Below are 25,263 nucleotides of genomic sequence, written 5' to 3'. Positions count from 1 at the left end.
AAGTGGCGGCCGGGGGCAAATGGTGGGCCGGCGTTGGTTCCTGTCCTATGACAGGCGAAGAGGGAATGCGATAGGGTCCGAATCGGCAAGATTTGGGTCCAAAATGCAGCCGCCCCCGCGACCGTGACCGGAGAGATGCCCAAAGCCACTGATCCCTCGCGGGATCGGGAAGGCGGGGATCGTAGGGCAAAACCCTGCTCCGCAAGCCGGGAGACCTGCCAGCGCGGAAGTTTTGGACCGGCGGACGGGGTGTTCCGCGACGGGGAAGCGGGCCTCCGCAAGTCAGGGTCCGTGCGCCTCATCGCCTCCCGCTATTTTTCCTGGAAGGGGCGATGACCGTCACACTTCACGTCTGCATCACCTGCCGTGCCGGCCAGACGCTTAGCGAGGGCGAGATCGCGCCGGGCAAGCGCCTGCATGGTGCGATCCTCGACGCCGGCGTACCCGAGGGCGTCAACGTGGTTCCCGTCGAATGCCTGTCGGCCTGCAGCCAGGGCTGCTCGGTCGCGCTGAGCGCGCCCGGCCGCTGGTCCTATGTCTACGGCCGCCTGTCCGATGCCCATGCGAGCGACGTGGTCGCGGGTGCTGCGGCGTATGCGGCCGCGCCCGACGGCATCGTGCCATGGCGCAGCCGTCCCGAAATCTTCCGCAAGCAGTCGCTTGCCCGCATTCCCCCCATTGCCGTTGTGCCAGAGGCCGCAGAATGAACTCGCTCGCAAAAGTCCCGGTCACGGTCGTCACCGGTTTCCTCGGCTCCGGCAAGACGACGCTGATCCAGCATCTGCTTGCCAACGCCAACGGCAAGAAGCTCGCGGTACTCGTCAACGAGTTCGGCAGCGAAGGCGTCGATGGCGAGATCTTGAAATCCTGCGCCGACGCCAATTGCCCGGAGGAGAACATCGTCGAGCTCGCCAATGGCTGCATCTGCTGCACCGTCGCCGATGATTTCATCCCGACCATGGAGCTGCTGCTGGCGCGGCCCGTGAGGCCCGATCACATCCTGATCGAGACCTCGGGACTGGCGTTGCCGAAGCCGCTGCTCAAGGCATTTGACTGGCCCGAAATCCGTTCGCGCATCACGGTCGACGGCGTGATCGCGCTCGCCGACGCGGAGGCCGTTGCCGCCGGACGCTTCGCCCCGGATCCCGACGCCGTCGAAGCGCAGCGCGCGGCTGACGGGAATCTCGATCACGAGACGCCGCTGTCGGAAGTGTTCGAGGACCAGATCGCCTGCGCCGACATCGTGCTGCTGACCAAGGCGGATCTTGCCGGCAGCGCCGGGCTCGAAATGGCCAGGGCGGCGATCATCGCCGAGATGCCTCGCCGCGTGCCGATGCTGGCGATCACCGACGGTGCGATCGATGCGCGCGTCATCCTCGGTCTGGGAGCTGCGGCGGAGAATGATCTTGCCGCGCGTCCCTCGCATCATGACGGCGAGGAGGACCACGAGCATGACGACTTTGCCTCCGTCGTGATCGACCTTCCGGAGGTCACGGATATCGATGCGCTGGTCGCATCGATCCAGCGTCTCGCGCGCGAGCAGAACGTGCTGCGGGCCAAGGGTTATATTGCCGTCGCGGGCAAGCCGATGCGCCTGCTGCTTCAGGCCGTTGGCGAGCGGGTGCGGCACCAGTTCGACAAGCCCTGGGCTGCCGGCGCGCGGCGGTCAAAGCTCGTCGTGATCGGCGAGCACGGCGATATCGACGAGGCCGCGATAAGAGCGGGACTTGGTATCTCAAGGCTTGGTATCTGATGCACGTCGTCTTCCGCGAGAGCCGCGGTCTCGAGGAGACCGCGACGCCAAGGGACATCGGCCAGGATCCGGCCGATCTCGTGGTGCTCTCGTTCTCGGACTCCGATCTGGCTGCGTTTGCGGCAGGCTGGCGCCGCGGGCGCGACAGCCTGCCGTCGCTGCGGCTGGCCAATCTCGCGGAACTGCGTCATCCACTCTCGGTCGACACTTATATCGAGCGCACGCTGTCGCAGGCGCGCGGCATTCTGCTGCGCCTGATCGGCGGTGAGTCCTATTGGGCCTACGGACTTGCGGCCCTGCATCAACTGGCGAAGGACCGCGGCATCGTGCTGGCGGTGCTGCCGGCCGATGGCCGTGACGACACGCGCCTGGACGCATACTCCACCTTGCCGGTTTCGACGCTGCGGCGGCTCAAGGTGCTCTGCGACACCGGCGGCCCGGTCGCAGCCCAAGCCGCGATCGCGCAGCTTGCGCTGGCTTCGGGCCTGTATGCCGGTCCGGTCGCCGGCGAGATGACCGTGCCCGAGATGGGTTTTTACGATCCCGCACGCGGCGTCATTGCAGCACCGCCGAGCTCCGATGCAAGGCCGCGTGCGCTCGTGACCTTCTATCGCTCCTATCTCACCGCCGCCGATACCGGCCCGGTCGATGCGCTGATCGCGGCGCTGCGCGAGAAGGGCTTTGACGCCTATGGTGTGTTCGCCACCTCGCTGAAGGCTGCAGGCGTTGCGGATTGGCTGCAGGCGCATCTTGCGCAAACGCCTCCCGCTGCGATCGTCAATGCGACGGCGTTTTCGGCGGTCGGCGACGACGGCACGACGCCGTTCGATGCCGCTCCGTGCCCTGTCTTTCAGGTCGCACTCTCCACCGCGCGGCGCGAGGACTGGAGGGAGTCGCTGCGCGGCCTGTCGCCCGGCGATCTCGCGATGCATGTGGTGCTGCCCGAGGTCGACGGCCGCCTGTTCGCGGGCGTGGTGAGTTTCAAGTCGGCCGCGATGCGCGATCCCGATCTGCAATTCTCGCATCTTGCTCATCGCCCGGACGAAGAGCGCGTGAAGGCTGTCGCGGCGCGCGTGGCCGCCTGGCGGCGGCTCGCAGACAAGCAGACAGGTGAGAAGCGGCTGGCGATCGTGCTTTCGAACTATCCGGGACGCCCGCACCAGATCGCGCATGCGGTTGGTCTCGACGCGCTTGCCTCGGTCGAGGCATTGCTGGTTGACCTGGCCGAGACCGGCTTCGATGTTGAGCCGGCCCCTGCGCTTGGCGAGACCATGCTGAAGCGGCAATTGACCTGGAGCACTGCCGACTACCGTGCGGCGGTGTCGCGTCTTCCGCAAGCGTTGCAGGACGATCTGGCGCAAGCCTGGGGCGCGCCGGAGGATGATCCGAACTGCCGCGATGGTGTGTTCCATTTCGCCGCGATTCGATGCGGCCGATCGATCATCGCGGTTCAGCCTGAGCGTGGCGAAGCGAGCACGCGCGATGCCGACTATCACGATCTCGCCCGCACGCCGCGCCACGCTTATGTCGCGTTCTATCTCTGGCTCAGGGAACAGGGCATCGATGCCGTCCTGCACATGGGCGCGCATGGCACGCTGGAATGGCTGCCCGGAAAATCCGTGGCGCTGTCGCCGGCCTGCTGGCCGGAAGCACTGGTCGGCGATCTCCCCGTCATCTATCCCTTCATCGTCAATGACCCCGGCGAGGCCGCGCAGGCGAAGCGGCGCACTGGCGCGGTTACGATCGGCCATCTGCCGCCGCCGCTTGCGGCGTCCGCCGTGCCGGACGGCCTGCGCCGGCTCGAACAACTGCTTGACGAATACTCGACCGCCGATGGCCTCGATCCCGCCCGCCGCCAGCGCCTGATCGCTGCGATCCGCGACGAGGCCCGTGTGGCAGGGCTTGAGCACGATCTCGGCCTCGATGCGTCGGCCGCGCCGGCCGAAGCCATCCCGCGGATCGATCGCTTCGTCTGCGACCTCAAGGAGAGCCAGTTCGGTGACGGCCTGCACGTGTTCGGCCGCGGCGCCTGTGGCGAGGCGGAGCGGGATGCGCTACGCGCCGCGCTTGCGGGACGGCGCGTTGCGCCGGGGCCGTCCGGCTCGCCCTATCGCGGACGGCAGGACGTGCTGCCGACGGGACGCAATCTCTTTGCCGTTGATCCGCGCGCGGTGCCGACGCCGTCGGCGCATGCGCAGGGAATCAAACTCGCGGAAGAGCTGCTGCGGCGTCATTTGCAGGATCATGGCGACTGGCCGAAAGGCCTCGTGATCGACCTCTGGGGTTCGGCCACGATGCGCACGGCCGGCGAGGAATTCGCCATGGCGCTGCATCTGGCCGGCCTTGCGCCGCGCTGGGATCACGCCTCCGGCCGCGTGACCGGCTACGACATCATCGCGCCGGCCGAGCTTGGCCGCCCCCGCATCGACGTCACGCTGCGGCTGTCGGGCCTGTTCCGCGATGTCTTCGCCGGCCTTGCGCAATTGTTCGAGGCGGCGGCCGAAGCGCTTGCGGCGCGCGAGGGTGAGGGCGACGAGAATCCATACCGGCATCGCGCATCCCGCGTGTTCGCGCCGCGCCCCGGACAATACGGCGTTGGGCTGTCGGCGATTCCCGATGACTTCACATCCGACACGCGAGAGGCCGCCGGCGAGGCCTGGCTGTCGGCCTCGTCCTGGGCGTTCTCCGCCGACGGGGCGATCAAGCCCGATCGCGCCGGCATCGAACAGCGGCTCGCATCTGCCGACGCCTTCGTCCACGTTCAGGACCTGCCGGAAACGGATCTGCTGCTCGCAGCCGACTATGCGGCGCATGAAGCAGGCATTGCCGCCGCCGCCGAAAGGCTCGGCGCGTCTGCGCCGTCGCTCTATCATCTCGACGCGACGCGCCCCGAGCAGCCGCGCGCACGGACTCTGACGGAAGAAATTTCACGCGTCGTCCGTGCGCGTGCGGCCAATCCGGCCTGGATTGCCGGCATGATGCGCCATGGTTTTCGCGGCGCCGCCGAGATCACCGCGACACTCGAGCACATGGCCGCCTTCGCCCATCTGGCCGGCGCCGTGCCGCCGCATCTGTTCGATCTCTACTACGACGCCACACTCGGCAGTGACGACGTCCGCGACTTCATGGCGCAGGAAAATCCGGCGGCTCTGGCCGCGATGGAGATCTGCTTCACGCGACTGCATGAGGCTTCACTCTGGCGAACGCGCCGCAATTCGATCGCGGCCGCGCTGCGGGAGGCGTCATGAGCGCCGTTGCGATCAAGGGCTGGTGTCCCGGTGCGCTGCGGCCGATGCAATCGGGCGATGGGCTGGTGGTCCGGGTGCGCCCGTACGGCGGACGGCTCGATGCGGCGCAGATCTCCGGGCTTGCGCATCTGGCCGAACGTCATGGCAACGGACTGATCGACGTGACCAGCCGCGCCAATCTCCAGATCAGGGGCGTCAGCGACACCAGCCATCGGCTGCTGCTCGACGGGCTCGCGCAGCTGGCGCTGCTCGATCCGGACGCCGATACCGAAGCGCGGCGCAACATTCTGGTGACGCCGTTCTGGCGCGACGGCGACGAGACCCAATCGCTCGCCGCCGAGCTCGAAGCGGCGCTCGAGGAGAGCGTGCTTGCGCTTCCAACGAAGTTCGGCTTTGCGATCGATGACGGCGCCTCGCGCGTGCTCGCCGGCGATTCCGCGGACGTGCGGATCGAGCGCGATCGCACCGGCGGACTGCTGGTGCGGGCCGATGGTGCCAAGTTCGGCCACTCCGTCGGACGCGGCGAGGCTGTGACTGCCGCACTCGCGCTTGCCAATTGGTTCGTGACATCGGGCGGTGCCAGGGGCGGGCGAGGGCGGATGGCGACGCATCTTGCCGCAGGCGGTGTCCTGCCTGACGCGTTGTGCGGTGAGGTCGAGCCGGCGCCGATCATGGCCGCGGCGCGCCCCGACCTTTATCCGCAAGGCGCGATGGTCGGCGTTGCCTTCGGGCAAATGCCGCATGCGACCCTCAACCAGTTCGCCGGTTGCGGACATGCGTTGCGCATGACGCCATGGCGCATGGTGTTGAGCGAGGGCAAGCGGACGATGCCGTCTGCGGCCGGCCTCATCACCGAGGCCTACGATCCGGCGCTGCGTGTCATCGCCTGTAGCGGCGCGCCGCGTTGTCGCGAGGCCCATGCCGACACCCGCGCTCTGGCGGCGGCGCTTGCGCCGAACATCGGCGCAGCTGCGCGGCTTCACGTCTCGGGCTGCGCAAAGGGCTGCGCCCATTCCGGCGTGGCCGCGGTCACGTTGGTCGCGACCGGCGCGGGCTTCGATCTCGTGCGCGGCGGATCGACGCGCGATGAGCCTGTCATGCGTGGATTGAATCGCGACGACATCGTCAGAAATCCCTCCATTCTGCTGGGAGGGCACTGATGCCGCATGTCTACGAGACCGATGGCGCTGCGATCTACCGGCAATCCTTTGCCACGATCCGGGCCGAGGCCGATCTGTCGCGCTTCACGCCCGACGAGGAACAGGTCGTGGTCCGGATGATCCATGCCGCCGGCCTGGTGGGCCTGGAGGCGCATGTCCGCTTCACGCCGGGCATGGCCGCATCTGCGCGCGCCGCGTTGCAGAAGGGCGCGCCGATCCTGTGCGACGCGCGCATGGTCTCGGAGGGAGTTACCCGTGCAAGGCTGCCGGCGGGCAATGAGGTCATCTGCACGCTCGGCGACGCGGCCGTTCCTGCGCTTGCGCAATCCATGCGCAACACGCGCTCGGCGGCGGCGCTGGAGCTGTGGCGGCCGCATCTCGACGGAGCGATCGTCGCGATCGGCAACGCGCCGACCGCGCTGTTTCATCTCCTCAACATGCTGGAGGACCGCGACTGCCCGCGGCCGGCGGCGATCATCGGTTGTCCCGTCGGCTTCGTCGGCGCCGCCGAATCCAAGGCCGCGCTGATGGCAAATCCGCCGGTGCCGGCGCTGACGGTCGAGGGCCGCCTCGGCGGCTCCGCGATCACCGTTGCCGCCGTGAACGCGCTGGCGAGCCGGAGCGAATAGCGATGGGACGCATCATCTGCTGCGGTCTCGGCCCCGGTGATCCCGATCTGATGAGCGTGCGCGCTGATCGGACGGTGCGCGGCGCGAAGCACGTCGCCTATTTCCGCAAGAAGGGCCGGCCCGGCCAGGCCCGCCGGATCGTCGAAGGCATGCTCGCAGGCGACGTCACCGAATACCCGATGGAATATCCGGTCACCACGGAGATCGCGTTCGATAGCCCCGACTATGTCCAGCTGCTCGCCGGCTTCTACGACGAGTGGGCGGAGCGCCTGGCTCGTCTGGCCCGCGCGGTCGACGTCGTCGTGCTCTGCGAGGGCGATCCTTACTTTTACGGCTCCTTCATGCATCTGCACACGCGCCTGCAAAATCGCGTCGAGATCGAGGTGATCGCGGGCATTCCCGGCATGGTGGGCTGCTGGAACGGCGTCGGCCAGCCGATCGCGCTCGGCGACGACGTGACGACGGTGCTGATGGGGACGCTGGCCGAGGACGAGCTTGAACGGCGGATGCGGGATTCCGATGCGCTGGTCATCATGAAGACCGGCCGCAATCTTGCAAAAGTGCGCCGCGCGTTGGCTTCCGCCGGCCGGCTGGATGATGCCTGGCTGGTCGAGCGCGGCACCATGCCGGGCGAGCGTGTCGCGCGGCTTGCCGAGATCGATGCTGCCGAATGTCCCTATTTCGCGATCGTGCTCGTGCACGGCAAAGGCCGGCATCTGGACGCCGCCGAATGACGGGCACCCTGACCATCGCGGGCCTCGGACCGGGCAACGAGGCGATGGTGACGCCGGAGGTCTCCGCCGCGCTTGCGGGCGCGACCGACATTCTGGGCTATGCGCCTTACGTCGCGCGCGTCGCGCCGCGGGTGGGGCTTAACCTCCGCCCGTCTGATAACCGCGAAGAGTTGCTGCGCGCGCGCGAGGCTTTGCAGCTTGCGGCCGAAGGCGGGCAGGTCGTCGTTGTGTCCTCCGGCGATCCCGGCGTGTTCGCGATGGCTTCCGCCGTGTTCGAGGCGCTCGAACAGGCGCCGCAATGGCGCGAGCTTCCGATCCGCGTGCTGCCGGGCATCACCGCGATGCTGGCGGCGGCCGCGCGCGCGGGTGCGCCGCTGGGGCATGATTTCTGCGCGATCAATCTCTCCGATAATCTAAAACCGTGGGCGGTGATCGAGAAGCGGCTGCGGCTCGCCGCGGAAGCCGATTTTGCCATCGCGATGTACAATCCGCGCTCGGCGAGCCGGCCGGAGGGATTTGGTCGCGCGCTCGCGCTGTTGAAGGACGCCGGCTGCGGCGAACGCCTCGTGATCTTCGCGCGCGCGGTCAGCGCCGCTGACGAGAAGATCGAGACGGTGACGCTGAACGAGGCAATACCCGAAATGGCCGACATGCGCACGCTCGTGATCGTCGGCAATTCGCAGACGCGCCGCGTCGGCCGCTGGGTCTATGCGCCGAGGCAGGTCCGATGACCGAGCCACTGCATCACTTCGGCGACGCTCTCCACCCGCGATCTCTCGGGCAATCGCGGTCGCGAGATCAGGATCACGGGCAGGCCGAGCGCGCGGGCGGCGTCGATCTTGGCGCGCGCGCCGGCGCCGCCGGAATTGCGGGCGACGATCCAGGTGATGCCGCGCGCGCGCATCATCTCCAACTCGGCGTCAAGCGTGAATGGTCCGCGCGACACGATCACGTCCGCCGCAAAGGGCAGGGGCGCTTCGGGCGGATCGACGAAACGGAGCGTGTAGGCGTGCTGCGGCTTGCTCGCGAACGGTGCGATGTGCTGGCGACCGATGGCGAGGAACACCTGCGCCGGAGACTCTGGCAGCGCGGCGACCGCAGCGTTGACGTCAACGACCTCGATCCAGTTGTCGCCGGGCGCTTGAACCCACGGCGCGCGCTCGAGTGCGATCAGGGGTGTGCCCGTTTGCGCGCACGCCTGGACCGCGTTGCGGCTCATCTCGGCAGCAAACGGATGCGTCGCGTCGATTACATGCGTGAAGCCTTCATCGCGAATATAGTCGGCAAGACCGCTGACGCCGCCGAAACCGCCGATGCGGGTCGGCAGCGGTTGATGGGCGGGCGCGCGCGTGCGGCCACCGTAGGAATAGACGGCCTTGATCCCCGCGCGCGCGATCTCTGCCGCGAGCAAGCTCGCGTCAAGCGTTCCGCCCAGAATGAGGGCGTGCGTCATGGCTGATCCCTGGCTGACCATCATCGGTATCGGCGAAGATGGCCTTGCAGGGCTGTCGGAAGCAAGTCGAAAGGCGCTTGCCAAGGCAGAAACGATATTCGGCGGCGAACGTCATCTTGCGCTGGCCGGCGTGACTAGTCGTGGCCGCGCGTGGCCGGTACCATTCGATGCGGATGTCGTGCTGAGCTGCCGCGGCCGGCCGACCGCGGTGCTCGCCTCCGGCGATCCGTTCTGGTACGGCGCCGGCGCGGGCCTTGCCGAGAAACTCGACGCGGGCGAATGGATCGCATATCCGGCCCCGTCAACCTTCTCGCTCGCCGTCGCGCGGCTGGGCTGGCGGCTCGAATCCGTCACCTGCCTCGGACTCCACGCCGCGCCGTTCGAGCGCCTCGTGCCGCATCTCGCGCAAGGTGCGCGGATCATCTGTCTCGTGCGTGACGGCAAGGCGGCCGGCGAACTCGCAAAATGGCTGAGCGAGCGCGGGTGGGGTGCGTCGGCATTCTGGACCCTCGCCGCGCTTGGGGGGCCGCGCGAAACCATCGCTGAGCATCGGGCCGACGGCCTTGCGGGCGATTTCGCTGGAAACCTCGTCGCGGTGGCGATCGAGGCAAGGGGAGGCCAAGGCATTTCCCGCAGCTCGGGCCTTTCGGACGATCTCTTCGTTCACGACGGCCAGATCACCAAGCGGCCGATCCGTACGCTCGCACTCTCCGCGCTGGCGCCACGTCCCGGCGAACGGATGTGGGATATCGGCGCCGGTTCGGGCTCGATTTCGGTCGAGTGGACGCTGTGCGGTGGGACCGCGATTGCGATCGAAATGCGTGAGGATCGTGCCGCCAACATCCGCAGCAACGCGGCGGCGTTTGGACTTGCGCATCGGATCGACGTCATCGCAGGGAATGCACCCGAAGCTCTGGCCGCGCTGGAGACCCCGGATGCCGTCTTCATCGGTGGCGGCCTCGACAGCGCAATGTTCGATGCCGTCTGGTCGCGCCTCACGCCGGGCACACGGTTCGTCGCGCACGCCGTGACGCTGGAGACGGAAGCGCTGCTCGGCGAGCTGCACCAGCGTCATGGCGGCGAGTTGATGCGGGTCGAGATCGCGCATGCCGGCCCGCTCGGCCGCTACCGGTCCTGGGAAGCGGCGCGGCCGGTGGTGCAGTGGAGTGTGGTCCGATGAAGGTCGCTGGGCTCGGGTTCAAACGGGACGTCACGCTGGCCTCGTTGCGCGAGGCGCTTCTGGCGGCTGGCGGTCCCGCAGGCCTTGCGGCGGTGGCAACGGTCAGCGACAAGGCCGACGCGGAGGTGCTGAAGCTGCTCGCGCGCGAATGCGGGGTGCCGATCAAGGCTGTTCCGCCCGACGTGCTCGCGGGCGTCACGACGGCGACTCAGTCAAAGCGGGTCACGGAAATGTTCGGCACGGGATCTGTCGCCGAAGCTGCGGCACTTGCGGCAGCCGGGCCCGGCGCGCGGCTGATCGCGACGCGGGTGGTCTCACGGGATCGGACCGCGACGGCGGCGATCGCGGAAGGAGACGGCGCATGACGGTGCATTTCATCGGCGCAGGACCGGGCGCTCCCGATCTGCTGACGTTGCGTGGGCGCGACCTGATCGCCGCTTGTCCGGTCTGCCTCTATGCCGGCTCGCTGGTGCCCGAAGGCGTGCTGGCGCATTGCCCGCCGGGCGCGCGGATCGTCAACACCGCGCCGCTGTCGCTTGACGAGATCATCGCGGAGATCTCTTCCGCGCATGCGGAAGGCAAGGACGTCGCGCGGCTGCATTCCGGAGATCTCTCGATCTGGTCGGCGATGGGCGAACAGCTCCGCCGCCTGCGCGCGCTCAACATTCCCTGTACGGTCACGCCGGGCGTGCCGGCGTTCTCGGCAGCGGCAGCAGCCCTCGAAGCCGAGCTGACGCTGCCCGGTCTTGCACAGTCCGTGGTCCTGACGCGCACGCCGGGCCGTGCCAGCGCGATGCCGGAAGGCGAGAAGCTCGCCGCCTTTGCCGCCACCGGCGCGGTGCTTGCCATCCACCTGTCGATCCATCTGCTCGACAAGGTCATCGCCGAGCTCACGCCGCATTACGGCGCGGACTGCCCGGTCGCCATCGTCTGGCGCGCGAGCTGGCCCGACCAGCGCATCGTCCGCGCCACGCTGGCGACGCTCGATGCGGCCGTGGATCGCGAGCTCGAGCGCACCGCGCTCATCCTGGTCGGCAAGACGCTGGGCTCGGCGGATTTTTCCGAGAGCCGCCTTTACGCCGCCGATTATGACCGCCGCTATCGGCCGGTCGGCGCCGAGCCGCGCTTTCCGGAGGCGTCGTGATGGCGGCGAGCCTCATCATCTCCGCGCCCGCCTCCGGCGTCGGCAAGACGACGCTGACGCTGGCGCTCGCGCGCGCCTGGCGCAATCGCGGATTGCGGGTGCAGTGCTTCAAGAGCGGGCCCGACTATATCGATCCTGCCTTCCATGCGGCCGCCACAGGACGCGCCTCCGTCAACGTCGACAGCTGGGCGATGGACCGCGCGACCATCGCGCACCTCGTCGGTCGCGGCGCGGACGCCGATGTCGTGCTCGCCGAGGGCTCGATGGGCCTGTTCGACGGCGTCGCCGCGCGCGGTGTCTGCGGCACCGGCGCCACTGCCGACATCGCGGAGATGCTGGGCTGGCCGGTGTTGCTGGTGATCGATCCGTCCGGGCAGGCGCAGACCGCGGCCGCGATCGCCGCCGGCTTGCGCGACTATCGCGCGGGCGTGCGCCTTGCGGGCGTCGTGCTCAACCGCGTCGCCAGTCCGCGCCACGAGAATCTCGTGCGGCGCGCGCTGCTGGATGCCGGCATTGCCGTATTCGGCGCGCTGCCGCGTCATGCCGAGATCAGCCTGCCAAAACGGCATCTCGGCCTGGTGCAGGCCGAGGAGCAGACGGAGATCGGCGGTCTGATCGACGAGGCCGCGCGCTTCGTCGCTGAGCATGTCGATCTCGATGCGGTGCTGCGATCGGCCGCGGCGTGGTCGCCGCAACCGGCGGGAAACGGCCTGAACGTGACGCCGCCCGGTCAGCGCATCGCGCTCGCCCGCGACGCCGCTTTCTCCTTCGTCTATCCGCATATGCTGGAAGCCTGGCGCGCGGCCGGCGCCGAAATTTTGCCGTTCGCGCCGCTGGCCGACGAAGCGCCCGATGCGAGCGCCGATGTCTGCTGGCTGCCCGGCGGTTATCCCGAGCTTCACGCCGGCCAACTCGCCGCCAATGCGCGCTTTCGCGCCGGTTTGCGCGCTTTCGCCGAAACGCGGCCGGTGCATGGCGAATGCGGAGGCTATATGGTGCTGGGTGCGGGCCTCACCGACGCCGACGGCGTCGGCCATGAGATGGCGGGCCTGCTCGGCCTGGAGACGAGCTTTGCCAAACGCCGCATGCACCTGGGCTATCGTCTGGCCGAACTCGCCGCGCCGATGCCGGGGCACGACGCCGGTGCACGCCTGCGCGGCCACGAGTTCCACTATTCGACCATCGTCGCCCAGCCTGACACGGCGCTGGCGGTGGTGCATGACGCGACGGGTGCGGTCATCGCCGAAACCGGCTCGCGCCGCGGCCTTGCCACCGGCACGTTCTTCCATCTGATCGCGGAGGACCGGTGAGCGGTTTTGTCACTTTCATCTCCGCCGGTCCCGGCGATCCCGAACTCCTCACGGTGAAGGGCGCGGCGCGACTGCGCGAAGCTGACGTCGTGCTCTATGACGATCTCGCCTCGGGCGCGATCCTCGATCTCGCCCGGCCCGGCGCCAATCTCGTGGCGGTCGGAAAGCGGGCAGGGCGGCCATCGACCAAGCAGCACCATGTCAACCGCCTGCTGGTCGACTATGCCGCGACCGGCGTGCGTGTGGTGCGCCTGAAGTCGGGCGATGCCGGCATTTTCGGCCGGCTCGAGGAGGAGCTCGAGACCCTGCGCGACGCCGGCATCGGCTACGAGATCGTCCCCGGCGTCACCTCGGCCTGCGTCGCGGCTGCCCAGGCAGGGATCCCCCTGACCCGGCGCCACACCTCGCGCCGGGTCCAGTTCGTCACCGGGGCCGACGTCACCGGCGAGCTGCCGCAGAATTTGAACTGGGCGGCGCTGGCCGATCCGGAGGCGACCACCGTGGTCTATATGGGCCGGCGCACCTTTCCGGCGCTTGCCGCAAAATTGATCGCGCATGGGCTCGCCCCAAGCACCCCGGCGCTGTTCGCCGAATCCCTCGGCCGTCCCGACGAACGGCTGGTCCGCACCACCATTGCCGAGCTTGCCGAACAGCTTGCGCGGGGCGGGGCGGCTTCCACGGCCGCCGTCATCCTGTTCGGCGCACTGGCGGGAGAATACCCGTCATGATGGTCTCAATCACCCTTCAGCCCTTGACGCCCAGCTGGCGAAAGGGGCACACAGGACGGGCATGGTGCTCGATGCGGCGCAAAGCGCCGGAGCATAATCGGGAATGGGGATGGGCGGACCCAGTTGCGGCGCCCCAAACCCCAGCCGCCCCCGCGACTGTAAGCGGTGAGGGGCTCCGATCAGCCACTGGGCCGCAAGGCTCGGGAAGGCCGGAGATCCCAGTGAACCGCGAGCCAGGAGACCGGCCGTGCGTGTTTTGAGGCCAAGGCCGTCGGGTGTGACGGCAGGAAGGAACTGAACCATGCATATCGAACCCGGAGTCGTATCGGGCGCCAAGCTCGTGTTGAGTTACGCAACCGGCATCGCCGTAGGCGGCGTCGCGCTGAAGCTTGCGGTCGAGACCGTGCGCGAGCAGGGCATCACATCGTTCGCGGCGCGGACGCTCGCCACCACGGGCCTGGTGTTCATCTTCTTCGAGATCCTGCCGCACTTCCCGGTCGGGGTGTCCGAAGTGCACTTCATCCTCGGCTCGACCCTGTTCCTGTTATTTGGCGCGGCGCCTGCGGCCTTCGGCCTCGCGTTCGGACTGCTGTTCCAGGGCATCTTCTTCGAGCCACCCGACCTGCCGCAATACGGCATGAACGTCACCACGCTGCTGGTGCCGCTGTTCGCGATCCAGGCGATCGCCACGCGGATCATTTCGCGCAACACCGCCTATGTCGATCTGCAATACCGTCAGGCGCTGGCGCTTTCGACGACCTATCAGGCCGGTGTTATCGCCTGGGTGGCGTTCTGGGCGCTCTATGGCTCCGGTTTTGCCGTGACCAATCTCGTCAACATCGCGACCTTCGCGGCCTCGTATGCGCTGGTCATCGTGATCGAGCCGCTCGCCGATCTCGGCGTGCTGGCGCTGGCGAAGTCGCTGCGCGGCGTCACCGCGCCCGGCCTCGTTACCCCGCGCCTGCACAACGCGGCCTAGAGACAAGCGAAAGGGCGGCCAATGCGGCCGCCCTTCGCGAACACGATGCTCACCCTCTCCCTGATAGGCATCGGTTGCGGCGATCCCGAGCAGCTCACGCGCGCCGCGATTCGCGCCATCAATGCCGCCGATCTCGTCCTGATCCCGCGCAAGGGGAGCGCAAAATCGGATCTCGCCGAGTTGCGGCGGACGATCTGCGCGAACGTACTCACCAATCAATCGACGCGCATCGCCGAGTTCGACCTGCCGGTGCGTGATGCGGGCGAAGCCGACTACCGCAAGGGCGTAGACGATTGGCACGATGCGGTGGCCGCGACCTGGTCGCAGACGATTGCAAGCCATCTCAAAGGCGAGGGCAAGGTCGCGTTGCTGGTCTGGGGCGACCCCTCGCTCTACGACTCCTCGCTGCGCATTGCGCGGCGGCTCGATCCCTTGCCGAAGATCGCGGTGATCCCCGGCATCACCTCGATCCAGGCGCTGTGCGCGGCGCATGCGCTGCCGCTCAACGACATCGGCGAGCCCTTCCTGGTCACGACGGGACGCCGCTTGCGCGAAGGCGGCTGGCCGCAAGGCACCGACACCGTGGTCGTGATGCTCGACGGTGGCACGGCATTCCAGTCGCTCGATCCGGTTGGCCTGCACATCTGGTGGGGCGCCTATCTCGGCATGCCCGATCAGATCGTCATGTCCGGCGCGCTTGCGGAGGTCGGCGCGCAGATTGTCGCCGCGCGACAGGACGCGCGCGAGCGGCATGGCTGGATCATGGACAGCTACATTCTCAAGCGCAGACCGTAAGCGAGGCAGCATGCTCCCCGACTGGGTCACCCAAAAATGCCCCGATAGCTCCGCGGTCCATCGCGTAGCGGCGATCGCGCGTCAGGCGCAACTGACGAAGCCGACCGGCGCGCTCGGCAGGCTCGAGCAACTCGCGATCGAGCTTGCGGGCCTGCAAGCGACCGAGCAGCCCCGCGCCGGCCGCGCGCCGATCATCATCTTCGCCGGCGATCATGGCATCGTCGCGCAGGGCGTCTCGGCCTATCCGCAAGCGGTGACGATTGCGATGATGGCGAATTTTACCTCGGGCGGCGCCGCGATCTCGGTGCTGGCGCGCGAATTGGGGGCGAGTCTGGAAGTGATCGACGCCGGCACGCTGGCGCAGGAGAAGATGGCGGGCGTCGTCACCGACAAGCCGCGCAACGGCACTCGCGACTTCAGCGTCGGGCCGGCGCTCGAACCGGCGGAGCTGGCATTCGCCTTCGAAGCCGGCCAGCGCGCGGTCGCGCGCGCGGAAGCGAGCCAACCGGATCTCTTGATCTTCGGGGAGATGGGCATCGGCAACACCACGGCGTCGGCGGCGATCGCGGCCAGCCTGCTCGGCGTCAGCGCCGAGGAGATCGCGGGCAGCGGGACCGGTGTCGATGCGGCTGGCCGCGCGCACAAGGCGCGCGTGATCGATGCCGCGATAGCGCGTCACGGCGTTGCGGGTGCGCCGGCCGAAAAGATCCTGTGTGCCGTCGGCGGCCTCGAAATTGCGGCCATCTGCGGCGCGATCATTGCGGCCGCGCAGCGCCGCATTCCGGTGTTGATCGACGGCTTCATCGTGTCGGTCGCAGCGCTGGCGGCCGTGCGGCTCAATCCGTCGTGCCAGCCGTTCCTGCTGCCGTCGCACCAATCGGCAGAGCAGGGGCATCGGCTGGTGCTGCGCGCGCTGAATGTGCAACCCCTGATCAGCCTCGATCTCAGGCTCGGGGAGGGATCGGGCGCCGCGATCGCGCTGCCGCTGGTACGGCTCGCCTGCAGCCTTCACAACGGCATGGCGACGTTTGCGCTGGCCAATGTGCCGGATCGACCAGCCTGATCCGGCTCAAGCCACGCGCTGATTGACGGAGACGACGCGCCAGCCGGTCGCGAGCCGATCGATCCGGGTCAGCGACAGCGGGTCGACCACGAAGCGCAAGGCCGCTTCCGGCGCAAGGTCGAGCGCGACGCACAGCGCGGCGCGGATGGTGCCGGAATGCACGACGAGCGTTGCCGACCCGGCCGCAATCCGCGAGAGACCCAGCCGGACGCGCGCGACCTGATCCTCAAAGCTCTCGCCGCCCGGTGGCCGTGCGTGCGCGGAATCGCTCCAGAATTGCGCATAGGTGTCGCCGCCCTTGGCGGCGAGCTCGTCATGTCGCCGGCCGGTCCAGTCGCCGAAATCCTGCTCGCTGAATTCGCCCACGAGCACCGGATCGAGCCCCAGCGCGCGCGCCGTCTCGATCGTGCGGCGCGCCGGGCTGGCATAGCTCGGCGCCTCCCGCGGCAGGTGACGCCGCAAGGCATTCAACTGTGCGGAATCGCTAAGATCGGCCGGCGCGTCGGGGGCATGGATCGTCCCCGCGACGCCGTCGACGGCCGCATGACGTATCAGCCAGAGGAAGGTCTCGCCTTCCATGCAAGAATCTCCAAGGAAAGTTGGCCGCTGTGGCAACAACGCCGCAACAGGCACATTGACTCTGTCTGGATCGTAATCCTAGATGGCCTCGACGGTTTCCCCACCCGGGGATGAAAAGGGAATGCGGTGCGGGGACGTTGTCCCCAATGCCGTGGCTGCCCCCGCAACTGTAAGCGGCGAATCTTGCGTCACAAGCCACTGGGTATCTCGGTCCCGGGAAGGCGACGCAAGGTGATGACCCGCGAGCCAGGAGACCTGCCGTCAGCCGTGGTCACACGCGAAGATGTCGGTCGGGGAGTACAGACATTCGGCTTCATCGGAGGGCTCGAAAGGCCCAAAAGATGAGACCTCGTTCGCTGTGACGTGCCACTGACGTCATACCGAGGTCCAGCACCGTGTCTTCTATCCGTCTTGTACGACCGCGCCGATTTTTGCTCGCGTCTGCCGCTCTCACATCGTTTGCCGCTGCCGATATGCCCGCTGCTTTGGCGCAGCAGGCCCGCGAACCGCTGCCGCCGATTGAGGTGTCCCCACAGCAATCCCGCAAGCCGCCCAAGCCCGCCGGTCGTGCCGGACAGGCTGCGCGCCGTGCGGCTGCGCATAGATCTGCGGTAGTGCCGGCCGCGCCCAAGCCGGTCGTGCCGGCTGCAACCGCGCAGACGCCGCTCAACACCAACGTGGTTGCCGAGAGCGCCTCGCGCCTCGGCCTGACCGTGCGCGAAACGCCGGCGACCGTCGAGGTGATTTCGGCCGAAACCATGCGCGAGCAGGGCTATCGCACTGTATCCGAGGTGGCCCAGGGCGCGGTCGGCGTCACCTCCGGCGACAATCCGGCCGAGCCCGCGGCTTTCTCCATGCGTGGCTTCACCAACAGCCAGATCAACATGCTCTACAACGGCATCAAAATCGGTCCGCAGAACATGACCTCGCGGATCACGGATACGGCCAATCTCGCAGCCGTCGAATTTTTGAAAGGTCCGGCCTCGCTGATATCGGGTGAAGGTGCCGCCGGTGGCGCAATCAACTTGGTCACGAAGCAGCCACACACCGGGCCGATCCGGAATGAGGCTGACTTTTCCTGGGATTCGCTGAACTCGTTCGGCGTCCATTACGGCTCGGGCGGCAGCACCAACGTGCAGGGGCTCGACTACCGCTTCGACATCAGCCGTTCCTCGCTCAACGGCTTTGCCGACGACACCAATACCAAGACGCTGGATGTGTCCGGCCAGCTCAACTACCGCATCTCCGACAGCCTCAAGGTCTGGGGCGCGATCGAGTATCGCGAGGATCGCGGCAGGGCCTATTGGGGTGCGCCGCTGGTGCCGATTGCCTTCAGCGGCTCGCATGCCACGAGCGGCATCGTCTCCGGCAATTACGTCTCGAACTATAACAAAACCAATCTTGGTCCGGTCACGATCGACGATCGTACCTTCAACGCCAACTACAACGTCCTCGACAACCGTAACGTGGCGCAGGAAGTCTGGCTGCGCGGAGGTTTCGAGCTGAAGCTGGCGTCGGACCTGACCTTGAAAAGCCAAGTTTATGGCTATGGCGCAGAGCGCACCTGGTTCAATAACGAGGTCGAGGCGTTCAATGCCAGTACGGGCCTGCCCAACTCGAACATGGTGGACCGCGAGCGCTTCTATGTCGCACACAGCCAGCGCCTTGTCGGCAACATCACCGACTTGATCTGGGACACGAACATCGCGGGCTTCGACAACCGGCTGGTCACGACGCTGTCGTCAAGCTATCTCGACTTCGTCAGGCCGGGCGCGGCGAAATTCCCGAACGACTATGTTCCGCTGGTCGGTTTCGATCGAGGCTTTTACGGCGAGCTCGCGACCAAGCAGCAGACCGCGCGAATCGACAACGAGGCGCTGTCGTTCGAGGACCGGCTGAAGCTGACCCGGACCTTCGCGCTGATCGGCGGCCTGCGCGTCGAGCATATCGGGCTCGACCGCAACTCAACCGACCAGAACGGTCTGGTGAACGCGGGCTTTCCGTTCACGAAGGACTGGGCGCCGGTGACGGGACGCATCGGCTACACCTGGGACGCCGTGCCCGGCCTGACCTTCTTCAGCCAGTACGCCACCGGCGCGGACGTCTCCGCCAACAATATCTTCCTGCTGTTGCCAACTCAGCCGCTCGACCTGACGACCGCGCGCACCTACGAGACCGGCGTCAAGCATCTGTTCTGGGACAACCGGGCTGAGTGGTCGTTCTCGGCCTACGACATCCTGCGCAAGAACGTCTATGCGGCGGCCGGCGGCATGCAGCTCAACATCGCCGGGCGGCAGGAATCGAAGGGCGTGGAGCTCGCGGCGGCCATCCGGCCGATCGAGCCTTTGCGGCTCTGGGGCAACATCGCCTATGTCGATGCGCGCTACGCCGACTACAATTTCGTCGGCGGCTCGTTCTCCGGCAACACGCCGCCGAACGTGCCGCGCGTCGTTGCCAATGCCGGCGCGTCGTATCGGTTCTTCACGCCGTGGCCGGTGGAGCTCGGCATCACCGGCCGCTATGTCGGCGACCGCTATAACACCGACGCAAACGTCGTGACGCTGAAGGCGTACACCGTGGCCGACGTCTATACCTTCGTCGACATCCCCAAGACGGTGTTCAATGCGGTCGATCAGGCCCGCCTTGGTTTCCGCGTGCGCAACATCACCGACAAGCGTTATGCGATCTGGGGCGATCCGTTCTATCCCGACCAGATCCTGCTCGGCGCGCCGCGCACCTATGAGATCTCGGCCGCGTTCAAATGGTAGGGCGCTGACCACATGATGAGCGCGATCGTCCTGCTGCACCGCTGGCTCGGGATCGCGTTCTGCCTGCTGTTCGCGATGTGGTTTGCGACCGGCATCGTGATGCACTTCGTTCCGTTTCCGTCGCTGACGGAGGCGGAACGCTTTGCCGGACTTGCGCCGGTGGATCGTGCGCGGGTGGCGATCGCGGTTGCCGATGCGGTGGCCGCCAGCGGCCTCACCGATGCGACGCGTGCTCGCCTGATCGAGCGCAGCGACGGACCGGTGTACGTCGTCTCGGGAGCGTCGCGTATGCGCGCAGTCCGCGCCTCGGACGGAGCGGACGCATCGGTCACGTCTCCCGAGTTTGCGCTCGCCATGGCGCAGGATCATGCTCGCAACCGTGGGCTCGAAGCCACCGGCGCGAGGATCCTCGCGCGCGCGGACTACGATCAATGGAGCGTGCCGAACGGTTTTGATCGCCACCGGCCGCTGTTTCGCGTGGCCCTCGGCGATGCCGCCGGGACGGAGGTCTATGTCTCCTCGCTGACCGGCGAGATCGTGCTGGAGACGACACGGAGCGCGCGCGGATGGAATCTGGTCGGCAGTGTGCTGCACTGGATCTATCCGACGGTCCTGCGAAGCAATTGGGCGCTGTGGGATCGCGTGGTCTGGACGCTGTCGCTGCTGGCGTCGGTTGCGGCGGTGCTGGGCGCGGTGCTCGGGATCGTGCGGATCAGGATTCGAGGACGCCAGGTCTCCTCGCCATACCGTGGCTGGCATGCCCTGCATCACATCATCGGCCTTGCGGCGACGGTGTTCGTGCTGACCTGGATTTTCAGCGGCTGGCTCTCCATGGATCACGGCCGGCTGTTCTCGCGCGGGCAGTTGACCGCGCCCGAAGCCGGGATAGCGAACGCCCCGCCGGACTGGACGGCCGTCTCGTCGCTTGATCGGGCGCCGATATCGTCCTCCGCCCGCGAGGTCGAATGGTTCGCCTTCAATGGCGGTGTTTATCGTCGTGACCGGATCGCACTTGGCAGCCAGATCCTGGTCAGGGCAGTAGAGGCGCCCCGTGATGGCCAGTCGGGATTCCTGAGCGCGCAGGAGGTTCAGGGCTTGACGATGCGCCTTGCGGCCGGCTGCAACCCGCCGTCCGTTCTTGCCGATAACGACGACTACCCCGCGCAGTCCATCGTTCCGGGGGCGCCCGTCCATCGCTCACGGTGCGGCGACCTCTGGTTCGACGTCGACAGCGCCAACGGCGGCGTGTTGCAAAGGCTGGACGCGTCGCGGCGGGCGTATCGTTGGCTCTACAGCGCCTTGCATACGCTCGATTTTCCGGCGCTCATGGCGCATCCGCGTCTCCGTGACACCCTGATCGTCGGGCTCTGCGCACTCGGGCTGGTGTTCTCCGTCACCGGCGTCGTCATCGGCTGGCGGCGCTTGCGCGCGTCTGTCGCGGCTTGACGCGGGTCGTCTTCCGTCTGCACAGTTTTGCTACAGGGCGGCACGAATTGCGGCAATTTTCGCTGCAACAACGCGCTTGACATCGTATTCGATCTCAACGACCGTAATGCACGAGCGTAGGGCAAGACGGCCCATCAACGCGGTAAGTTCAACCATTTCCAACGCCACGCGGTCGTCGCGTGTTCGGTTGGCGGCGAGGGCGCCCTCGGCTTCACAGCCGGCGGGCGCTTTTTTTGTTTTTGGATCGAGTGATGACGCGGAAACAATATCGGATCGGCGTGATGTTCTCGACGACGGGCTCCTACAGCGTCGTCGCACGTTCGATCCTCAACGGCGCATTGCTCGCGTTCCAGGAGGTCAATGCGAGCCGTGACGACATTGCGCTGGAGCCAGTGGTGGTCAACCCGTCCGGCGACCTCGCGCGCTACCGTTCGCTCAGCCTCGAGCTGCTCGGTTCCGGCATCCGGCAGGTGGTCGGCTGCTACACCTCGTCGAGCCGCAAGGAGGTGATCCCGTGCTTCGAGAAGTTCGACGGACTGTTGTGGTATCCGTCCCACTACGAGGGCTTCGAGAGTTCCGATAACGTCATCTACACCGGCGCCGCGCCCAACCAGCACGTGCTGCCGTTGGTCGACTATCTGGCGTCCCGCGTCGGCTCGCGCGCCTTCTGTGTCGGCTCCAACTACATCTGGGCCTGGGAGAACAACCGCATCTTCCGCGAGGCGCTGACCGCGCGGGGCGGCACCGTGCTGGCGGAGCGCTATCTCTCGGTCGGCGATACCGAGGTCGACCAGGTGATCGCGGCGATCATCGACCAGCGTCCCGACTTCGTCTTCAACAATCTGATCGGCACCAGCGCCTATGCCTTTTTTCGGGCGTTCCGGGCCGCCTGCCGGGCGCGCGGCATCGATCAGGCTGCGGAAATTCCGGTCGCGAGCTGCACGCTGTCGGAACCGGAACTACCGGAGATCGGTCCGGACGCGGTCGACGGGCATCTGTCCTCGAGCGTCTATTTCTCCTCCCTGAATTCGCCGGAAAATGGCGCCTTCATGCGCGCCTACACGACGTCCTTTCCGGACGGACCGGTCTCGTCGGCAGATGCTGAATCCTCCTACATCGCCGTCAAGCTGCTCGCGGCGGCATTGTCGCAGGCCGGCACCGACGACGCCCGCACGGTGCGCGCCGCCGTGGCCGATCAGCGGCTGCGTGCGCCGCAAGGCGAGGTGCGGATCGACCGGCAGACCTTTCACGCCTGGCTTACGCCGCGCATCGGCCGCTCGACCGCCGGCGGGCAGTTCGAGGTGCTGCTGGAATCCCGCGAGCCGGTCGCGCCCGATCCCTATCTCGTCCAGTCGTCGCCGCGCTTTGCCAGCGCGATGCGCTCTCCGCTGTTGAAGGTGGTGCAATCATGAGCTCCCGACTGCTTCAGAACTTCAAGGGCGGCCGCGYGATCGTCGTCACCCGGCGAGGGGGATGGGAGAGCACGCTCGAAACGACGCTGGCGAAGCTCGGCGTCTCGACCGAATATCCGGAAATCATCGACGGCCGCGCGCAGATCGAGGCCGCCGGCCTTCAGGCCGACCGTGACATCCTGTTCGTCGACGGCGACCTCGAGGGCGCGGTTGCGATCGAGGTCAACCCGGCCTCGCGCCTGCCGCCGGTGCCGGTCATCGGCCTCGTCGGCGTCGAGGCGCCGAGCCGGCTCAAGGCGCTCGTCAACCTCGGCGCCACCTCGTTTCTGCGCAAGCCGGTGCATGGCGGCGCGGTCTACACGTCACTGTTCATGGGCATCAACCAGTTTCTGCTGCGCAGCGAGATGTACGAGCGCTTGCTGGGCCTCGAAGAGCGCCGCCGCGGCCGTCGCGCGGTGATCCGGGCCGTCATCCTGCTGATGCAGCAGGATGGCCTCGACGAGGAGGGTGCCTATTCCCAGCTCCGCCGCGACAGCATGCGCGCGCGGCAGAACATGGAACTCTATTGCGAGGAGTTTCTGAGCAAGCGGGCGAAGCCGCCCGACACGTCCGGCCGCACAACCGGCATTACGCTGCAAGGCGGCAACAAGCAGGCCATCTAGGAGAAGCAAAATGACCAAGTCTGTATTGCGGGGGCTGCGCGCCGCAGCCCTCACGGGGACGCTTGTCTTCGGATCACATCAGGCGCTCGCGGCGGAAAACCCGATCAAGCTCGGCGTGCTGGAGGATCAGTCCGGCGATTTCGCCGCAGCCACCATCGGCAAGGTCCACGCCATCCAGCTCGCCGCCGACGAGATCAACAAGGCCGGCGGCATCATGGGCCGGCCGCTGGAGCTCGTCGCTTACGACACGCAATCCGACAACACCCGCTACCAGGAATTCATGCGGCGCGTGCTCCAGCGCGACAAGGTCGACGTCGTGTTCGCGGGCTTCTCCTCGGCCTCGCGCGAGGCGTATCGCCCGATCGTCGACCAGTTCAACGGCTTCGCCTTCTACAACAACCAGTATGAGGGCGGCGTCTGCGACGGCCACATGATCGTCACAGGCGCGGTGCCCGAGCAGCAGTTCTCCACGCTCATTCCCTACATGATGGAGAAGTACGGCAAGAACGTCTACACGCTCGCCGCCGACTACAATTTCGGCCAGATCTCGGCGGAATGGGTCCGCAAGATCGTCAAGGAGAACGGCGGCAAGATGGCCGGCGAGGAGTTCATCCCGCTCGGCGTGTCGCAGTTCTCGCAGAGCATCCAGAACATCCAGAAGGCCAAGCCGGACTTCGTGGTCACGCTGCTGGTCGGCACCGCGCAGGCCTCCTATTACGAGCAGGCCGCGTCCGCCAACGTCAACCTGCCGATGGCGTCTTCGGTCAATGTCGGGCAGGGCTACGAGCACAAGCGCTTCAAGCCGCCGAGCCTGAAGGACATGTACGTCACCACCAACTACATCGAGGAAATCGACTCGCCCAAGAGCAAGGAGTTCTACGCCAAGTTCAAGGCGAAGTTCCCGAGCGAGCCCTACGTGAACCAGGAGGCCGAGAACTCCTATCTCGCCGTCTATCTCTACAAGCAGATGGTCGAGCGGGCGAAGTCGACCAAGCGCGAGGACATCCGCAAGGTGATCGCGATTGGCGACGTCTGCATGGACGCGCCGGAGGGCAAGGTCTGCATCGACCCGAAGAGCCAGCACATGTCGCACACGATCTATCTGGCGAAGGTCGATGCCAATCACGCCATCTCCTTCCCCAAGGTCTGGGAGGACATCAAGCCCTATTGGCTCGGTGACGCCGGCTGCGACCTCACCAAGAAAGATCCGATGGCCCAGTACACGCCGTCGAACCCGCCGCCGAAACCCTGACGACGGCTGGTCGCCCCGGCGTTGACGGCACGCCGGGGCGATCACGGACATCCGCGGCGGCAACGCCGCTTCTCTCACCAGTCTGGCAGGTCCATGGACATCGCGACCCTTGCATTCTCGGCGCTCTATCAATTCGGCGACGCCTTCGCGTTCCTGGTGCTGTCGGCCTGCGGGCTCGCGGTGATCTTCGGCATGATGGGCGTGATCAATCTCGCCCATGGCGAGTTCATCATGTGCGGCGCCTATGTGACGGCGGCGACGGTGCATGCCGGCCTGCCATTGCCGCTGGGGATATTGGCGGGAACGATCGTGTCCGCACTGGTCGGCGTGCTGGTGGAGCTCGCCGTGATCCGTCATCTCTACGACCGGCCTCTCGACACCATCGTCGCGACCTGGGGTCTGAGCCTGATCGCGACGCAAGGCACGCTGATCATGGTCGGTTCCACCATGGCGGGCGTCGGCACGCCGTTCGGCAGTTTTCAGGTCGGCGACTACTCCTATTCGATCTATCGCATCGTGCTGTTCTGCGCCGCGCTCGGCGTGCTGGCGGGGCTCTACGCCCTGTTCAACTGGACCCGCTTCGGCGTGCTGGCGCGCGCCACCATTCAGGTACCGCATATGGCGGCGGCGCTCGGCGTCGACACGCGGCTGATCTACAGCCTCACCTTCGCCTGCGGGGCAGGGCTCGCCGGCCTTGCCGGCGGCCTGTACGCGCCGACCATGACGCTGGTGCCGACCATGGGCGCGACCTTCATCATGGAGGCTTTCGTCACCGTGGTGATCGGCGGTGCCGACGTCTTCCTCGGCACGGCGCCGGCGGGCACCGTGCTCGCGGTGGTGAAATCGGTGATGACGTCGTGGCAGGGGCAGTTGTTCGGCCAGATCGGCCTGTTGGTCGCCGTCATCATCGTCGTCCGGGTGCTGCCGAAAGGCATCTCCGGCTTCGTGCTGCGCGAGCGCACGTGACG

At 67.1% G+C, this 25,263-nt stretch carries 24 protein-coding genes and 3 riboswitches; of the genes, 21 read left to right on the top strand and 3 right to left on the bottom strand.

What is annotated here, in order from left to right; translation table 11 throughout:
* Window positions 1-17: 17 nt before the first annotated feature.
* A riboswitch (cobalamin riboswitch) is annotated at window positions 18-237 on the top strand.
* A gap of 95 nt (window positions 238-332) precedes the next feature.
* The 7 genes from ACXJMY_RS02725 to cobJ are packed head-to-tail and all read left to right on the top strand — an operon-like array spanning window position 333 to window position 8,255.
* The gene (locus ACXJMY_RS02725; RefSeq protein ID WP_456617773.1) at window positions 333-707 is read left to right on the top strand and encodes a DUF1636 family protein; all 375 of its coding nucleotides are present in this window, start codon (window positions 333-335) and stop codon (window positions 705-707) included.
* Entirely contained in the window at window positions 704-1,753 is a 1,050-nt protein-coding gene (gene cobW, locus ACXJMY_RS02720) for a cobalamin biosynthesis protein CobW (protein WP_456617772.1), read from the top strand. Before ACXJMY_RS02725 ends, cobW begins: the two co-directional genes overlap by 4 nt.
* Complete coding sequence (gene cobN / locus ACXJMY_RS02715; protein ID WP_456617771.1) at window positions 1,753-5,001, top strand: cobaltochelatase subunit CobN; 3,249 nt, start codon at window positions 1,753-1,755, stop codon at window positions 4,999-5,001. The genes cobW and cobN overlap by 1 nt, the downstream gene beginning before the upstream one ends.
* The gene (gene cobG, locus ACXJMY_RS02710; RefSeq protein WP_456617770.1) at window positions 4,998-6,161 is read left to right on the top strand and encodes a precorrin-3B synthase; all 1,164 of its coding nucleotides are present in this window, start codon (window positions 4,998-5,000) and stop codon (window positions 6,159-6,161) included. The genes cobN and cobG overlap by 4 nt, the downstream gene beginning before the upstream one ends.
* Window positions 6,161-6,790, top strand: coding sequence for a precorrin-8X methylmutase (locus tag ACXJMY_RS02705; protein WP_456617769.1), 630 nt, complete (start codon window positions 6,161-6,163; stop codon window positions 6,788-6,790). Before cobG ends, ACXJMY_RS02705 begins: the two co-directional genes overlap by 1 nt.
* 2 nt (window positions 6,791-6,792) lie before the next feature.
* A complete protein-coding gene (locus ACXJMY_RS02700; protein ID WP_456617768.1) occupies window positions 6,793-7,524 on the top strand; it encodes a precorrin-2 C(20)-methyltransferase in 732 nt (243 codons plus the stop codon).
* Window positions 7,521-8,255: a precorrin-3B C(17)-methyltransferase gene (gene cobJ, locus ACXJMY_RS02695; protein WP_456617767.1), complete on the top strand. Its 735-nt coding sequence runs from the start codon at window positions 7,521-7,523 to the stop codon at window positions 8,253-8,255. The genes ACXJMY_RS02700 and cobJ overlap by 4 nt, the downstream gene beginning before the upstream one ends.
* On the opposite strand, the gene ACXJMY_RS02690 is transcribed toward cobJ, so the two are convergent.
* The gene (locus tag ACXJMY_RS02690; protein ID WP_456617766.1) at window positions 8,231-8,977 is read right to left on the bottom strand and encodes a cobalt-precorrin-6A reductase; all 747 of its coding nucleotides are present in this window, start codon (window positions 8,975-8,977) and stop codon (window positions 8,231-8,233) included. The two genes, cobJ and ACXJMY_RS02690, sit on opposite strands and share 25 nt — an antisense overlap.
* Here ACXJMY_RS02690 and cbiE point away from each other — a divergent pair.
* The 8 genes from cbiE (at window position 8,976) to cobT (ending at window position 16,176) form a co-directional block, all read left to right on the top strand.
* Window positions 8,976-10,157: a precorrin-6y C5,15-methyltransferase (decarboxylating) subunit CbiE gene (gene cbiE, locus ACXJMY_RS02685; protein ID WP_456617765.1), complete on the top strand. Its 1,182-nt coding sequence runs from the start codon at window positions 8,976-8,978 to the stop codon at window positions 10,155-10,157. The two genes, ACXJMY_RS02690 and cbiE, sit on opposite strands and share 2 nt — an antisense overlap.
* Window positions 10,154-10,522 (top strand): cobalamin biosynthesis protein, encoded by a 369-nt coding sequence (locus ACXJMY_RS02680; protein ID WP_456617764.1) that lies wholly within the window; start codon window positions 10,154-10,156, stop codon window positions 10,520-10,522. Before cbiE ends, ACXJMY_RS02680 begins: the two co-directional genes overlap by 4 nt.
* On the top strand, window positions 10,519-11,301 hold the full coding sequence (gene cobM / locus ACXJMY_RS02675) for a precorrin-4 C(11)-methyltransferase (RefSeq protein ID WP_456617763.1): 783 nt from the start codon (window positions 10,519-10,521) through the stop codon (window positions 11,299-11,301). The genes ACXJMY_RS02680 and cobM overlap by 4 nt, the downstream gene beginning before the upstream one ends.
* The gene (locus ACXJMY_RS02670) at window positions 11,301-12,611 is read left to right on the top strand and encodes a cobyrinate a,c-diamide synthase (protein WP_456617762.1); all 1,311 of its coding nucleotides are present in this window, start codon (window positions 11,301-11,303) and stop codon (window positions 12,609-12,611) included. Before cobM ends, ACXJMY_RS02670 begins: the two co-directional genes overlap by 1 nt.
* On the top strand, window positions 12,608-13,339 hold the full coding sequence (gene cobA / locus ACXJMY_RS02665) for a uroporphyrinogen-III C-methyltransferase (RefSeq protein ID WP_456617761.1): 732 nt from the start codon (window positions 12,608-12,610) through the stop codon (window positions 13,337-13,339). The genes ACXJMY_RS02670 and cobA overlap by 4 nt, the downstream gene beginning before the upstream one ends.
* A gap of 45 nt (window positions 13,340-13,384) precedes the next feature.
* Window positions 13,385-13,603: riboswitch (cobalamin riboswitch) on the top strand.
* A gap of 37 nt (window positions 13,604-13,640) precedes the next feature.
* Window positions 13,641-14,318: an energy-coupling factor ABC transporter permease gene (locus tag ACXJMY_RS02660; protein ID WP_456617760.1), complete on the top strand. Its 678-nt coding sequence runs from the start codon at window positions 13,641-13,643 to the stop codon at window positions 14,316-14,318.
* A gap of 45 nt (window positions 14,319-14,363) precedes the next feature.
* Window positions 14,364-15,113 (top strand): precorrin-6A synthase (deacetylating), encoded by a 750-nt coding sequence (gene cobF / locus ACXJMY_RS02655; RefSeq protein ID WP_456617759.1) that lies wholly within the window; start codon window positions 14,364-14,366, stop codon window positions 15,111-15,113.
* Between the two features lie 10 nt (window positions 15,114-15,123).
* The gene (gene cobT, locus ACXJMY_RS02650) at window positions 15,124-16,176 is read left to right on the top strand and encodes a nicotinate-nucleotide--dimethylbenzimidazole phosphoribosyltransferase (RefSeq protein WP_456617758.1); all 1,053 of its coding nucleotides are present in this window, start codon (window positions 15,124-15,126) and stop codon (window positions 16,174-16,176) included.
* Between the two features lie 6 nt (window positions 16,177-16,182).
* On the opposite strand, the gene ACXJMY_RS02645 is transcribed toward cobT, so the two are convergent.
* Window positions 16,183-16,755: a histidine phosphatase family protein gene (locus ACXJMY_RS02645; protein ID WP_456617757.1), complete on the bottom strand. Its 573-nt coding sequence runs from the start codon at window positions 16,753-16,755 to the stop codon at window positions 16,183-16,185.
* Between the two features lie 75 nt (window positions 16,756-16,830).
* A riboswitch (cobalamin riboswitch) is annotated at window positions 16,831-17,032 on the top strand.
* Between the two features lie 118 nt (window positions 17,033-17,150).
* On the opposite strand from ACXJMY_RS02645, the gene ACXJMY_RS02640 reads away from it, so the two are divergent.
* Entirely contained in the window at window positions 17,151-19,523 is a 2,373-nt protein-coding gene (locus ACXJMY_RS02640; protein ID WP_456617756.1) for a TonB-dependent receptor, read from the top strand.
* 12 nt (window positions 19,524-19,535) lie between these two features.
* Window positions 19,536-20,969, top strand: a complete 1,434-nt coding sequence (locus ACXJMY_RS02635; protein WP_456617755.1) for a PepSY domain-containing protein — start codon at window positions 19,536-19,538, stop codon at window positions 20,967-20,969.
* A 30-nt stretch (window positions 20,970-20,999) separates the two neighbouring features.
* On the opposite strand, the gene ACXJMY_RS02630 is transcribed toward ACXJMY_RS02635, so the two are convergent.
* Window positions 21,000-21,125, bottom strand: coding sequence for a hypothetical protein (locus ACXJMY_RS02630; protein WP_456617754.1), 126 nt, complete (start codon window positions 21,123-21,125; stop codon window positions 21,000-21,002).
* A 95-nt stretch (window positions 21,126-21,220) separates the two neighbouring features.
* Here ACXJMY_RS02630 and ACXJMY_RS02625 point away from each other — a divergent pair, with 95 nt between their 5' ends.
* From ACXJMY_RS02625 to ACXJMY_RS02610, 4 genes are all read left to right on the top strand, one after another.
* On the top strand, window positions 21,221-22,381 hold the full coding sequence (locus tag ACXJMY_RS02625; protein ID WP_456617753.1) for a transporter substrate-binding domain-containing protein: 1,161 nt from the start codon (window positions 21,221-21,223) through the stop codon (window positions 22,379-22,381).
* Window positions 22,378-23,043, top strand: a complete 666-nt coding sequence (locus ACXJMY_RS02620; protein ID WP_456617752.1) for an ANTAR domain-containing response regulator — start codon at window positions 22,378-22,380, stop codon at window positions 23,041-23,043. The genes ACXJMY_RS02625 and ACXJMY_RS02620 overlap by 4 nt, the downstream gene beginning before the upstream one ends.
* A 10-nt stretch (window positions 23,044-23,053) precedes the next feature.
* Window positions 23,054-24,295, top strand: coding sequence for an urea ABC transporter substrate-binding protein (locus ACXJMY_RS02615; RefSeq protein ID WP_456617751.1), 1,242 nt, complete (start codon window positions 23,054-23,056; stop codon window positions 24,293-24,295).
* A gap of 93 nt (window positions 24,296-24,388) precedes the next feature.
* A complete protein-coding gene (locus ACXJMY_RS02610; protein ID WP_456617750.1) occupies window positions 24,389-25,261 on the top strand; it encodes an ABC transporter permease subunit in 873 nt (290 codons plus the stop codon).
* Window positions 25,262-25,263 lie beyond the last annotated feature (2 nt).

This window comes from Bradyrhizobium sp. P5_C12 (genome assembly GCF_054049735.1).
This window is presented reverse-complemented; position numbering and strand designations above follow the sequence as displayed.